The sequence below is a fragment of the Erwinia aeris genome (genome assembly GCF_041224955.1).
Taxonomy (GTDB): Bacteria; Pseudomonadota; Gammaproteobacteria; order Enterobacterales; family Enterobacteriaceae; genus Erwinia; species Erwinia aeris.
On record NZ_JBGFFX010000012.1, the window covers coordinates 134,885 to 147,975 of the forward strand.

A 13,091-nucleotide genomic window follows, 5' to 3' on the forward strand; every position below is an offset into this window, starting at 1 on the left:
GCAGGAGAAGGTATCACACTTTTACTGCTGGTGCGCATTCACCTGCGCGCGTCCCATAACGCGATCGCAGATGGCCACGACGACCAGTATTGCCAGCGAAGGCGGCAGCCAGGCCAGGCCCTGCTCGGCCAGCGGCAGATTGGCCGTAAATGCAGGCAACGCATCCTTAAAACCGGTGGTTTTGATAGCGTCGATAACGCCGAAAATCAGGCTCACCAGCATGGTCGGTGCGATAATACGCGTACTCTTGTTCCACCAGCGCAGCGTAAAGCTCAGCAAAATCAGCACGATGCAAGGCGGATAGATAGCCGTCAGCACGGGTATAGAGAACTGGATCAGCTGGCTCAGCCCCAGGTTGGACACCAGCATCGAGAACAGGCCCAGAATAAATACCAGCTGGCGATAGGTCAGCGGCAGATACTGCTGGAAGAACTCGGCACAGGCGCAGGTCAGGCCAACCGCCGTCACCATACAGGCAACAAAAATCAGCGCCGCCAGGAACAGGCTACCCAGGTCGCCGAAAGTATGCTGCACATAGGCGTGCAGAATAGCAGCGCCGTTGGCGTTCTGATCGACTATAGAGGCGCTGTCGGAACCCAGTTTAAACAGAGCAAGGTAAACCAGCGTCAAACCAACCCCGGCGATCAGGCCCGCGATAATGGTATAGCGCGTCAGCAGACCGGCTTCGCTGACGCCGCGAGAACGCGCCGCGTTAACGATAACGATGCCAAACACCAGCGCGCCCAGCGTATCCATCGTCAGATAGCCGTTAATAAAGCCGCTGGAGAAAGCGCCATGCTGATAAGCCTCGGTAGCCGGTGCCAGGCCGCCCGCTGGCCAGATCAGCGCGGCGATGCCCAGTACGGCCAGCGCCACGATCTTCAGCGGTGCCAGGATATGCCCGACGGTATCCAGCAGCTTGCCCGGATAAAGGGAGATACCAATGACCAGCGCGAAATAGACCAGGCTGTAAATAAACAGCGGCAGCGGGCTGTCGCCGGTCATCGGCGCAATACCCACTTCAAAAGAGACGGTCGCGGTGCGCGGCGTGGCGAACAGCGGGCCGACGGCCAGATAGCAGACGGTGGCCAGCACGATGCCCGCCGCTTTGCCAATCGGCGAGCTGAGCGCATCGATACCGCCCCCCACGCGCGCCAGCGCGACAACGGTGATAACCGGCAGGCCGACGGCGGTCAGCAAAAAGCCAAGCGCGGCGATCCAGACGTGTTCCCCGGACTGAATACCCACCATCGGCGGGAAAATAATGTTACCGGCACCCACAAACAGGGCGAATGTCATAAAGCCCAGCGCGAGGATGTCTTTAGAAGTTAAACGATTTGTCATAAGGCCCGTACTGATGTTGAGTGAAATCGCGATGTCGGTTCTGTTTCCCCGTGCGCTTTCAGCGCCCGATCTTTTGCCACGGCGGATAACTGCCTGACAGAAATACCGGCGCGTTTGCGCTATTTATGATCTTTTATACAGGGAGATAAATAAAACGGCGGTAAGTAAAACGTTTATAGCGGAGAAAGGCAATACGGGATCGAGAAAGCAGAGTGATATAGCGTAGAAATTGCTTAAGCCAGATAATCACTTCAGATTACAGGCGAGATGCCTTACATGATTTGTATTTTTTTTGAACTTCCCGGCGTTATTTTCTGCATTATTTTGCCAATGGATGCACAAAAGGCGCGTATAAACGCGCCTTTTGCATCTTTTGCCCGGCTTACCAGACCTGTTTAGCGATATCCACCACCAGGCGCAGCTTGGCCCACTGCTGCGCTTCGGTCAGGCTGTTGCCCTCTTCCGTAGAAGCAAAGCCGCACTGCGGGCTGAGGCAGATTTGATCCAGGCTGACGAACTGCGCCGCTTCCGCGATGCGCTTCTTCACCGTTTCCGGATCTTCCAATTCGCCAGTTTTGGTCGTTACCAGACCCAGTACCACCTGCTGTTTGCCCGGTTTGATAAAGCGCAGCGGCTCAAACCCGCCAGAACGCTCGTTGTCGTACTCCAGGAAGAAGGCGTCGATATTCACGGTGCCGAACAGAATTTCCGCGACCGGCTCATAGCCGCCTTCGGAAATCCAGGTCGAGCGGAAGTTACCACGGCAAACATGCAGGCCCACGGTCATATCGTCCGGCTTGCCTTCCAGCGCTTTATTCAGCACCTGAGCATAGATGTTCGCCAGCTCTTCAGGATCGTCGCCGCGCTCGCGGATTTGACGCTTTTGATCTTCCGAACACAGATAAGCCCAGACGGTATCGTCCAGCTGCAAATAGCGGCAGCCAGCGTCATAAAAACCTTTAATCGCATCGCGGTAAGTCAGCGCCAGATCGTTGAAGTAATCCTTCAGATCGGGATAGACATTAGCGTCAATCACTTTACGGCCGCCGCGAAAGTGCAGCACGCTTGGGCTTGGGATAGTCATTTTAGGGATAGCGTCGCCGCTGATGCTTTTCAGGAAACGGAAATCTTCCAGCATCGGATGGTTGCCGAAGCCCAGCTTGCCGGTGACCTTCACACCGCGCGCTTTGGTCTGCACGCCGTTGAACTGAATGCCCTGCTCCGCTTCATAGCGCTCCACGCCGTCCAGGCCGTCAAAGAAATCGAAGTGCCACCACGCGCGGCGGAACTCGCCGTCGGTGACTACTTTCAGGCCGCTGGCGCGCTGGTGCTCTACCACCTCGCGGATCGCTTTGTCTTCGATCTGGCGCAGGGCGGCGGCGTCGATTTCCCCGGCCTGAAACTGCTCGCGGGCCTGCTTGATAACGGCAGGACGCAGAAAACTTCCTACAACTTCGGCGCGGTATTGGGCTGAATCTCTTTGCATGATCGGTCACTCCTGGCCTGCGCAGCGGCGCATAATTTCATGGTGAAATAGTTACTGTTTGTTATCCTGAGACATCTGGATGTCTAAATGGCTGAATGCAAGAATGTCATGAGAAAGATTCAGCGGCAAACGAGGAAATTTCATTACCCATGAAAAAAATTCATGTTGATGGTGCTTACCCCTCCACCATTGCTCTGGCCTTCTTCAGCTGATCGTCCGACAGCGGCAGATAGCCCGCCTGGGTGACCAGCGCCTGGCCCTGCGCCGACAGCGCCTGCCGTAAAAAAGCCTTTGTCAGCGGCTCCAGCGGCTGGCCCGGCGCTTTGTTGACATAGATATAGAGCGGACGCGCGTAGGGATAGCGGCCGCTGCGAATATTCTCTACCGAAGGCGCAATCTCGCGATCGCCGTCAAGGGCGACTGGCAGCGTTTTTACCCCGGTCATATGCGCGCCCATGCTGGCGTAGCCGATACCGTTCAGCGTGCTTGCCACCGCCTGGATCACCGCAGCGGAACCGGGATATTCGCCCACGTCGTTACGAAAATCGCCGTTGCACAGCGCCTGCTGGCGGAAGAACCCCCAGGTGCCGGAAGCGGAATTGCGGCCAAAGCGCTGCACAGGCCGCTGCGCCCATTGCTGCTGCTTAAGCTGAAGATCGCCCCAGTTGCGTACGGCAAACGTCGCGCCGCAGCGGCGGGTTACGGAGAAAATAGCGTCGAGCTGCTGAGCGTTGATGCCCTGTAGCGGATTATCCTGATTGACCACCACCACCAGCGCGTCCATCGCCACCGGCACGGCCAGCGGCGCATAGCCGTAGCGGTTCTCGAACAGCTGGCGCTCCACCGCCTGCATGGGGCGACTCATCGCGCCAAGCTGTGCGGCGCCCGCCGCCAGCGCGGTCGGCGCCGTCGACGATCCCGCAGCCTGAATCTGTACGTTAACGCCCGGATAGTGGCGGTTAAAGCTCTCCCCCCACAGCGCCATCAGCGTGCCGAGCGTATCCGAACCCACGCTGCTGAGGTTGCCCGCCAGCATCCCTTCGTTCGCGCCTGTTGCCGTGCCGCACAGCAGCAGCAGCGCCAAAAACCACTTTTTCATTTTTTTATCCGCCAGCTCAGTGAACCGCATTCTGAGCCAGTTCGTTGTTGACGATCAACCTTGCAGGCAGCGAGAAGCAGAAACAGGTTTCTTTACCCGGCTGGCTGGTAATTTCCAGACGGGCATGGTGATGGCTGAGCGCGTGTTTGACGATAGCCAGCCCCAGCCCGCTGCCGCCGGTCTGCCGCGAGCGCGCCTTATCGACGCGATAAAAACGTTCGGTCAGGCGAGGAATATGCTCGGCGGCGATGCCCGGCCCGTTGTCGCAGACCTTAAACTGCGCGCCGTGCGACGTCTTTTGCCAGCTGACGGTGATGCGCGTGCCGTCCGGCGTATGGTTGACGGCGTTATAGACGAGATTGGAAATGGCGCTGCGCAGCTGCTCATCGTTACCGAATACCCGCAGCTGCGGATCGGCGGAAAAGTGGATTTCGTGCCGCCCCTGGCTGAGCGTTTCCGCCTCGCGCTGGAGCAGCCGCAGCATCAGCGGCACATCGACTTTTTCCTGCAAATCAAGCGCGGGCGCGGCTTCGATCCGCGACAGCGTCAGCAGCTGTTTAACCAGGGCATCCATGCGGCGGGTTTGTTCCTGCATGGTATGCAGCGCCTTATTGCGCGACGGGCCTTCCAGCACCGCGTCGCTCATCATCTCCAGGTAGCCCTGAAGCACGGTAAGCGGCGTGCGCAGCTCATGGCTGACGTTGGCGAAAAAGTTGCGCCGCGCGCCTTCCAGCTGATGCATTTGCGTCACGTCGCGCGCCACCAGCAGCCACTGGCCTTCGCTATAGGGCATCACGCGGAACTCAAGATGGCGATGGCTGTTCAGCACCAGCGTCAGCGGCCGCGAGAAATCGCGCTGGCGCAGATAGAGGGTAAATTCAGGATAGCGCAGCAGGTTTAAGATATTTTGGCCGTTGTCTTCCGGCCAGCGCAGCCCCAGCAGCTGCTGCGCCAGACCGTTGCACCAGAAAATCGTGCCCTCTTCCGTGGTCAGCACCAGCGCATCCGGCAAGGATTCCGCGCCGCTGCGAAAGCGTTTAATCAGATGGCCCAGCTCTCGCCGCCGACGACGGTTGCGCGCCTGCATCTGGTAAAGGCCGTAAAAAAGCGGTTCCCAGCTGCCGCGTCCGGTTGGCGGCGTGATGCTGCGGTCGATCCACAGCCAGTGGGAAAGACGAAGCAGGTTAGCAAAATGCCAGCCCAGCACGGCCAGTACGGCCAGCAGCAGCCACCACGGCAGCCCGCCGACCAGCAGACCGACAATCAGCGCTGGCAGGCAGGCGAGCAGCAGCTCAAGCAGCAATCTCTTCCAGGAGAGGCGTTCCAGCACGATGAAAACTCCAGTGGGGACAATCAGTAACGCGCAGAGAAGCGGTAACCCGTTCCGCGCACTGTCTGCACCATACGATCGTGCCCGGTCAGTTCAAGTGCCTTACGCAGACGGCGAATATGCACGTCTACAGTACGATCTTCCACGTACACGTTAGTGCCCCAGACGTTATTAAGCAACTGCTCGCGGCTGTAGACGCGCTCGGGGTGCGTCATAAAGAAATGCAGCAGCTTATATTCCGTCGGCCCCATCTCCAGCGGCTGCGTTGCCGACATCACGCGGTGCGAGGAGGGATCCAGGCTCAGGCCCTGAATTTCAATCACCTCTTCCACCGCCATGGGCGAAATACGGCGCATCACCGCTTTGATGCGGGCCACCAGCTCTTTGGGCGAAAAAGGCTTGATAATATAGTCGTCCGCGCCCACTTCCAGCCCGCGCACGCGGTCTTCCTCTTCGCCGCGCGCGGTCAGCATCATCACCGGAATATCGCGGGTCATCGCCTCGCGCTTCAGATGGCGGATAAACTGAATACCGGTGCCGCCGGGCAGCATCCAGTCCAGCAGGATCAAATCGGGCCACGGCTCAATCAACAGATTAATGGCGCTGTCATAATCTTCCGCTTCTATCGGCTGATAGTCATTTTGCTCCAGCACAAAACACAACATCTCACGGATTGGGGCTTCATCTTCGACCACCAGAATGCGCTTAGCCATTATTGCTCCTGCGTTTGTGACGGAATGTCACTGGATATGCGGCGTCATTATGCGTCAGATTTATGACACTTTTATGAAAAAAGCGCCGGCTAATCATCAGTTTTATAACACTTTCAGCAGGATGGAAATGCGTAGCTGAGGTTTTTTGGCCAGGCGTTTATAATCGGCGTTTCGCTTACCTGACACTGAAGGGACGCTATGCGACTTATTCATACCGCCGACTGGCATCTGGGCCAGTTTTTTTACACCAAAAGCCGGGCGCCGGAGCATGACGCTTTTCTGACATGGCTGGTCGGACAGGTTGAGCAACATCAGGTCGATGCCGTGATCGTCGCGGGCGACGTGTTTGATACCGGCTCGCCGCCCAGCTACGCGCGCGAGCTGTACAATCGCTTTGTGGTCAGGCTGCATCAGACCGGCTGCCAGCTGATTATTCTGGCGGGCAACCACGACTCCGTCGCCATGCTGAACGAATCGCGCGAGCTGCTGGCCTGTCTGAATACGCGGGTGATTGCCGCCGCCAGCGAGGATCCGGCCGATCAGGTGCTGATGCTGAACCAGCGGGACGGTCAGCCCGGCGCGGTGCTCTGCGCTATTCCTTTTTTACGCCCCCGCGATATTACCGTCAGCAAAGCGGGTCAGTCGGGACGGGAAAAACAGCAGACGCTGCTGGAAGCGATTACTCACCACTATCAGCGCAGCTACGCGGCAGCGGTGCAAATACGCGGCGAGCTGCCGCTGCCCATTATTGCCACCGGCCATCTGACCACAATGGGCGTCACCAAAAGCGACGCCGTACGCGACATCTATATCGGCACGCTGGACGCTTTTCCCGCCCAGGCCTTTCCCCCTGCGGATTATATCGCGCTGGGCCATATTCACCGCGCGCAGCGCATCGCCGATACGGATCATATTCGCTACAGCGGCTCGCCCATTCCGCTCAGCTTTGACGAGCTGGGACGCGATAAAAGCGTGTTCCTGGTCGATTTCGCCGACGGCCAGCTACAGCAGGTCATGCCGCTGACGGTGCCGCTCTTTCAGCCCATGCAGATGATTAAAGGCTCGCTGGAAGAGATCGAGCGCCAGCTGCGCGAGATCCAGCCGCCGGAAACGGGGCAGAAAGTCTGGCTGGATATCGAAATCGCCACGCAAACCTGGCTCAACGACCTCCAGCGGCGTATCCAGGAACTGACGGAAAGCCTGCCGGTCGAGGTGGTGCTGCTGCGCCGCAGCCGCGAGCAGCGCGACAGCATTATCAGCCGGCAGAACAACGAAACCCTGAGCGAGCTGAGTGTGGAGGAAGTCTTTCAGCGCCGTCTGGCCGCCGAAGAAGAAGAGCCGGAGCGCATCGCGCGCGCCACGCTGCTGTTCAGCCAGACGCTGGCGGACATGGAGGAGCCATCATGAAGATCCTGACGCTAAGGTTTAAAAACCTCAACTCGTTGAAAGGCGAATGGAAAATTGACTTTACCGCCGAACCGTTCGCCAGCAACGGGCTGTTCGCCATTACCGGCCCGACCGGCGCGGGCAAAACCACGCTGCTGGATGCCATCTGCCTGGCGCTTTATCACGAAACGTCGCGGCTGGGTAAGCTGTCGCAGTCACAGAACGACCTGATGACGCGGGATACCTCAGAATGCCTGGCCGAGGTGGAGTTTGAAGTAAAAGGCGTCGCCTGGCGGGCGTTCTGGAGCCAGAACCGCGCACGCGGTGCCGTAGACGGCAATCTTCAGGCACCGCGCGTCGAGCTGGCCCGCTGCGACAATAACAAAATCGTCGCCGACAAGGTAAAAGACAAGCTGGAGATGCTGACCGAGCTGACCGGGCTGGATTTTGAGCGCTTCACCAAGTCGATGATGCTCTCGCAGGGACAGTTTGCCGCCTTTCTTAACGCCGACGCCAACAGCCGCGCCGAGCTGCTGGAGGAGCTGACCGGCACGGAAATCTACGGTCGCCTTTCCGCCAGCGTTTTTGAGCGGCATAAAAACGCCCGTGGCGCGCTGGAGAATCTGCGGGCGCAGGCCGCCGGGATGGCGCTGCTGGATAATGAACAGGTTCAACAACTTACGTTACAGTCAGCCCGGCTGCTGGCAGAGGAGCAGGCGCTCACTTCGCAGCTTCAGCATCGGCAGCAGCTGGTGCACTGGCACCAGCAGTACCAGACGGCGCTACAGGCAAAAGAAGCGGCCGTCGCCGGGCAGCAGGAGGTGGAAGCGGCCTGGCAGGAAGCGATGCCGCAGCTGAACCGGCTGCAACAGGCCGAACCGGCGGAAAAGCTGCGCCCTCAGTGGCTACTGCGCAATCAGCATCGGCAGGATCGGCTCGCGCTCGCTGAGCAGCAGCAGCACATCAATACGCAGCGCCAGCAGGCTCAACAGCAGCTGGACGAGCTGGCCGACGAGCTGAAAAAGGCGGAGGCGGCCCGGCAGCAGCACGAAAACGACAGGCAGCAGCAGGAGACGCTGATCGCCGAACAGCTGCTGCCGCTGGATAACCGTATCGACACGCTGGCCCAACAGAACCAGGCGCTGGAAAAAGAAGTAAGCGATTACCAACTTCATCTTAACGCGCGCCAGGCCGCGCTGCATCAGGCCCAAAACCAGCACAAGGAAAACGCGGCCCGCCAGCAGGAGCAGCAGCGCTGGCAGCAGCAGCACGCCCATTTTGCCCACTGGGGAGAATCGCTGCCGCTGTGGCGCGCGCGCTTCGAACAGCGGCAGCAAAGCGAACAGGCGCTGGCCGCGCTGCGCCAGCGTATCCACGAACAGCAGCAGGCGGTCAGCCGACTACGGCAGCAGATTGCCCAGGCGGAACAGCAGGCGCAGCCGCAGCAGGCTCAGCTTGAAGCGCAGCAAAAACAGGTCGCGGAAGCCGAAGCGGCGTTAACCAGCCAGCGGCAGCAGCGTTCCGAAGAGCAGCTACAGGCCTCGCTGACCAGGCTACAGCAGCAGCGGCCGCAGCGGCAACGCCTGGCGCTGATCGCCTCGCAGTGGCCGCCGCTGATGCAGCGAAGCCAAAGCCAGCACAACGATCGCACCGCGTTGCAGCAGCAGCTCCAGCAGGCGCAGGCCGATCTGCAAAACCTGCGCAGCGGCTGGAAAGAGAAGCGGCAGCATTTGCAGGACCTGGAAAAACGCTGCGAGCTGGAGCAGCGCATCGCCGATCTGGAGCAGTATCGCGCCCGGCTGGAGCCGGAACAGCCCTGCCCGCTGTGCGGCTCCTGCCAGCATCCCGCCGTCGCCGACTATCAGGCGCTTGAGCTTTCTGAAAACCAGCAGCGCCTTGCCGCCTTAAGGCTGGAAGTCGACCAGCTGAAGGATCGCGGCACCGCCAGAGGCGAACAGGTGAAAAGCCTGCAGGCGCAGCTGGAAAAGCTGCAGCGTGAGCTGACGGAAAGCGACAGCGAAGCGGCGCGCCTGCGCGAACAGTGGCAGAGCACGGCGCAGGCGCTGGGTCTGAGCGCTTCGCCGGACGATCTGCAACAGACCAGCGACTGGCTGACCGCTCAGGAACGCCAGGAAAGCGAAACGCAGACGCAGCTGCTGGATTTGCAGCAGCGCGCCCGCCAGCTTCAGCAGCAGAAAGATCGGCTGGCGGAAATGCAGAAAGCGCTCAGCGAGATGAAGCAGCAGCAGGAGCTGGCAGGTCAGCAACTGCTTACTTCTGTCAGAACGCAGGAAGAGCTGGAGCAGTCGCTCGCCCAGCAGCAGCAGCAGGCGCAGCAGCAGCATGACAGCCTGCGCGCTGCGCTGGCCGAACGGGATCTGATGCTGCCGCCGGCGGAGGAAACCGAAAACTGGCTGCATGAACGACAGAAAGAGTGGGATGCGTGGAACACTGTTGCGCAGTCGCTGACGGCTTCGGCTTCGCAGCTGACCGCGCTGGCCGCGCAGCAGCAGGCGTTGCAGGAAGAGATCGCGCGTGAACAGGCGCAGCTGATCCAGCGCGAGCAGCGCAGCCAGGCCGGTCAACAGGCGCTGGCCGTCCTGCGCGACCAGCGGCGACAGCTGTTTGGCGACAAGGTGGCGGCCGAGGTGCAGCAGCAGCTGCGCGCGCTGTCGCAGCAGCATCTTGAGCGCGGCCAGCAGCTACAGCAGCAGTGGCAGCAGCGGCAGAACCAGTTAAATACCCTGACCGGACAGCATAATTCGCTGGACGAGCAGCTGACCGTGCTGACGCACAGGCTGGAACAGGCGCAGCAGGCCTTTAGCGCGGCGCTGGAAGCCAGCGACTTCAGCAGCGAGGCGGCCTTTACGGCGGCGCTGCTGGATGAAGATCGGCTGCGGCAGCTGCAGGCGCTACAGAAAACGCACGAGCAGCGACGCCAGCAGGCAGCGATCCTGCTGGCTCAGGCAGAAAAAACCCTGACGGCGCTGCCGGAAAAGCCGCAGGATCTGCCGGAAGATCCTTCTGCGCTGCACGCCGCCGTGGAAAGCCTCTCGCAACAGCTGAAAGAAAACGCCCGTCAACAGGGCGAGACGCGACAGCAGCTCAGCAGCGACGCGGCCCGCCGCGAGCAGCAAAAAAACCTGCTGGCGACCATTGAGCAGGAAACGCGCCAGGTTGAAGACTGGAGCTATCTCAATCAGCTTATCGGCTCGAAGGAAGGCGATAAGTTCCGCAAATTCGCCCAGGGCCTGACGCTGGATCATCTTGTCTGGCTGGCGAACAACCAGCTAAACCGCCTGCACGGCCGCTATTTGCTCCAGCGCAAATCGCAGGAGGCGCTGGAGCTGCAGGTCGTGGATACCTGGCAGGCGGACGCGCTGCGCGATACGCGCACCCTTTCCGGCGGCGAAAGTTTTCTGGTGAGCCTGGCGCTGGCGCTGGCGCTCTCGGATCTGGTCAGCCATAAAACGCAGATCGAATCGCTGTTTCTGGACGAAGGCTTCGGTACGCTGGATGCCGCCACCCTGGACGGCGCGCTGGATGCGCTGGATGCGCTGAACGCCAGCGGTAAAACCATTGGCGTAATCAGCCATGTGGAAGCGATGAAAGAGCGTATCCCGGTGCAGATCAAGGTGCGCAAAATCAACGGACTGGGTTACAGCCGACTGGAAGTGCCGGGCTGAATCTGCCAGTAAAGCGGCGAGCCGAAAGCCTCAACAAAATGGTCGATGACCGCCCTGACGTTAAGAGGAGGATGCCGCGTATGGGGGTAAATCGCAGCGATATGCTGCGGCTCGGTAGTGATAGCGGCAGCAAAATCCGGCAGCAGCCTGACCAGCTCGCCCGTTTGCAGTCTGTCGCCGATCAGCCAGTCCGGATAGAGCAGCAGCCCCATGCCCCCCAGCGCGGCGACCAGCAGCGTTTCCGCATGGTTTGACGCCAGCAGCGGCGACACGGGATAGTGGATCCACTCCCTGCCCGGCTGGCGGAAAAACCAGCGGTTCGGGCCGGACGAACCGCGGTAAACCAGACAGCGGTGGCGATGCAGTTCGTCGGGATGGACAAGCGCGCCATGCTTACGCACATACTCAGGCGAAGCGGCCAGATAATAGTATTGCGTGCCGAATACGCGGGCGTGAAAAGAAGAATCGGTCAGCGCGCCGATACGAAAGATCACATCAGCCGGTTCTTTATGCGGATCGATATAGTCATCGGTTTGCATCATCTCGATGGTCAGCTGCGGATAGCGTTCGGCTAATGCCGCGAGGCCAGGCGCGACGTGCCGCTGGCCAAAGTAGATTGGCGCGTTAATCCGTACCAGACCAGAAGGCGCCAGCGTTCTTTCGTGCAGCGTTCTGCGCGCCTCCTCCATATTGCCGGTTATGCCGCGCGCATAATCGATAAATAGCCGCCCGCTTTCCGTGGGCGCTATCGCGCGGGTATTGCGATAAAAAAGCTGCTGGCCCAGCGAATCCTCCAGCTGATGGATCACGCGCGACACCTGAGAGGCGGAGATGCCCTCACGTCTGGCTACCGCCGAGAAGTTTTGCGCATCGTAAACCGCAATAAAGAGTTTTATCGCGCGCAGATTGACCGATTCCAGACCCGGCATTAATGCATTTCCTGCAAAAGTGTTTACCGCACTATAGCATTTCTATCATCTCTCGACCGCTGTAACCTTCCGCGCCTGATTAACGGGGAAATTTTGCTATGCAACTTTTATTGATTGTCCTGGTTATTGCCGGCGGTATGGGCCTGTCCGTAGAGGCAGGCCTGTTAGGGCCGCTGGGCGGAGAAGTGGGCGACCTGTGGGCAACCTTCAGTATTTTCGGTGTTGGCGCCGCGCTGACCTTTCTGCTGATGCTTTTTTTCAGCCCGCGCAACAGCCCGTCGTTTTTTGCCCAGCCCGGCTGGCAGCTGCTGGGCGGCGTACTGGGGCCGATTTACGTGGTTATCCTTACCGTTGCCACGCCGACCATCGGCGTCGCGATGACCATGATCGGCATTCTTGCCGGGCAGGTGTTTAAAAGCCTGATCATCGATCACTTCGGCCTGCTGGGCACGCCGCAAAGAAAAACGGACGGCAAGCGCCTGATCGCGCTGCTATTTATTGTCGTCGCGCTGGTATTGGTGGCAAGGGGGTAAAACAATGATAACGATTTTGATGATTATTCTGGCAGTGGCTGGCGGCGCGATGCTGAGCATTCAGGCCGCGATCAACGGCCAATTGGGCAGTAAAGTGGGCGTGTTCCGCTGCGCCTTTCTGACGTTTTCCGTCGGCGCGCTGATTACGGCTCTGCTGATCTTTTTCTTTGAACCGAAGCAGGCGGTCAGCCTGCTTGACGTGCCGAAGTGGCAGCTGCTGGGCGCGCTGTGCGGCGTTCCCTACATTGTGATTATGGTGCTGGCGGTACAGCGTATCGGGACGGCGGTCGCCACGGTGGCGGTGATCTTCGGCCAGCTAGCGATGAGTATGCTGATTGATAATTTTGGCTGGCTGGGCAACGCGGCCGTGTCGTTTTCGGCCAGTCGTCTGGGCGCTATTGTTTGTCTCGGCATCGCCCTGTTCTTTATCTACGCCAGCAACCGCAGTAAAAACGCGGCGGCCGTCGGGCGCGACTGACTAACGCCCTGCAACGTGAAAAAGCAACGGCCCGGCACGCGTGAATGCGAGCCGGGCCGTTTTACCTTCGCCAAACGGTAAACCATCAGATTTTACCGTTTTACTTA

At 59.6% G+C, this 13,091-nt stretch carries 10 protein-coding genes; 4 read left to right on the forward strand and 6 right to left on the reverse strand.

Features of this window, described 5'->3' with window-relative positions; genetic code table 11:
* Positions 1–21: 21 nt before the first annotated feature.
* From brnQ to phoB, 5 genes are all read right to left on the reverse strand, one after another.
* Positions 22–1,344 carry a branched-chain amino acid transport system II carrier protein gene (brnQ, locus tag AB6T85_RS18345; RefSeq protein ID WP_253455086.1) on the reverse strand — a complete coding sequence of 441 codons (1,323 nt, stop codon included), beginning with the start codon at positions 1,342–1,344 and terminating at the stop codon, positions 22–24.
* A gap of 382 nt (positions 1,345–1,726) precedes the next feature.
* Positions 1,727–2,830: a cobalamin-independent methionine synthase II family protein gene (locus AB6T85_RS18350; protein WP_253455088.1), complete on the reverse strand. Its 1,104-nt coding sequence runs from the start codon at positions 2,828–2,830 to the stop codon at positions 1,727–1,729.
* Positions 2,831–3,005: 175 nt separating this feature from the next.
* On the reverse strand, positions 3,006–3,929 hold the full coding sequence (locus AB6T85_RS18355; RefSeq protein WP_253455089.1) for a PstS family phosphate ABC transporter substrate-binding protein: 924 nt from the start codon (positions 3,927–3,929) through the stop codon (positions 3,006–3,008).
* A 16-nt stretch (positions 3,930–3,945) separates the two neighbouring features.
* Positions 3,946–5,259, reverse strand: a complete 1,314-nt coding sequence (gene phoR / locus AB6T85_RS18360) for a phosphate regulon sensor histidine kinase PhoR (protein ID WP_253455091.1) — start codon at positions 5,257–5,259, stop codon at positions 3,946–3,948.
* 23 nt (positions 5,260–5,282) lie between these two features.
* A complete protein-coding gene (gene phoB, locus AB6T85_RS18365) occupies positions 5,283–5,972 on the reverse strand; it encodes a phosphate response regulator transcription factor PhoB (protein WP_125288383.1) in 690 nt (229 codons plus the stop codon).
* Between the two features lie 198 nt (positions 5,973–6,170).
* Here phoB and sbcD point away from each other — a divergent pair, with 198 nt between their 5' ends.
* Complete coding sequence (gene sbcD, locus AB6T85_RS18370) at positions 6,171–7,379, forward strand: exonuclease subunit SbcD (RefSeq protein ID WP_253455092.1); 1,209 nt, start codon at positions 6,171–6,173, stop codon at positions 7,377–7,379.
* Positions 7,376–11,044, forward strand: a complete 3,669-nt coding sequence (locus AB6T85_RS18375) for an SbcC/MukB-like Walker B domain-containing protein (RefSeq protein WP_369896337.1) — start codon at positions 7,376–7,378, stop codon at positions 11,042–11,044. The genes sbcD and AB6T85_RS18375 overlap by 4 nt, the downstream gene beginning before the upstream one ends.
* Here the strand turns inward: AB6T85_RS18375 and AB6T85_RS18380 are convergent.
* A complete protein-coding gene (locus AB6T85_RS18380; RefSeq protein WP_301252292.1) occupies positions 11,017–11,973 on the reverse strand; it encodes a LysR family transcriptional regulator in 957 nt (318 codons plus the stop codon). The genes AB6T85_RS18375 and AB6T85_RS18380 overlap by 28 nt on opposite strands.
* Positions 11,974–12,071: 98 nt before the next feature.
* Between AB6T85_RS18380 and AB6T85_RS18385 the strand changes: the two genes are divergently transcribed.
* Both AB6T85_RS18385 and AB6T85_RS18390 read left to right on the forward strand, forming a co-directional pair.
* Positions 12,072–12,506 carry a DMT family transporter gene (locus tag AB6T85_RS18385; RefSeq protein WP_253455097.1) on the forward strand — a complete coding sequence of 145 codons (435 nt, stop codon included), beginning with the start codon at positions 12,072–12,074 and terminating at the stop codon, positions 12,504–12,506.
* A gap of 7 nt (positions 12,507–12,513) precedes the next feature.
* Positions 12,514–12,984: a DMT family transporter gene (locus tag AB6T85_RS18390; RefSeq protein WP_253461091.1), complete on the forward strand. Its 471-nt coding sequence runs from the start codon at positions 12,514–12,516 to the stop codon at positions 12,982–12,984.
* The last annotated feature ends 107 nt before the right edge of the window (positions 12,985–13,091 follow it).

Excerpts from the sequence above, each read along its gene's own strand:
- brnQ (WP_253455086.1), bottom strand. The coding sequence starts at position 1,344 with ATGACAAATCGTTTAACTTCTAAAGACATCCTCGCGCTGGGCTTTATG.
- AB6T85_RS18350 (WP_253455088.1), bottom strand. The coding sequence starts at position 2,830 with ATGCAAAGAGATTCAGCCCAATACCGCGCCGAAGTTGTAGGAAGTTTT.
- AB6T85_RS18355 (WP_253455089.1), bottom strand. The coding sequence starts at position 3,929 with ATGAAAAAGTGGTTTTTGGCGCTGCTGCTGCTGTGCGGCACGGCAACA.
- phoB (WP_125288383.1), bottom strand. The coding sequence starts at position 5,972 with ATGGCTAAGCGCATTCTGGTGGTCGAAGATGAAGCCCCAATCCGTGAG.
- sbcD (WP_253455092.1), top strand. The coding sequence starts at position 6,171 with ATGCGACTTATTCATACCGCCGACTGGCATCTGGGCCAGTTTTTTTAC.
- AB6T85_RS18375 (WP_369896337.1), top strand. The coding sequence starts at position 7,376 with ATGAAGATCCTGACGCTAAGGTTTAAAAACCTCAACTCGTTGAAAGGC.
- AB6T85_RS18380 (WP_301252292.1), bottom strand. The coding sequence starts at position 11,973 with ATGCCGGGTCTGGAATCGGTCAATCTGCGCGCGATAAAACTCTTTATT.
- AB6T85_RS18385 (WP_253455097.1), top strand. The coding sequence starts at position 12,072 with ATGCAACTTTTATTGATTGTCCTGGTTATTGCCGGCGGTATGGGCCTG.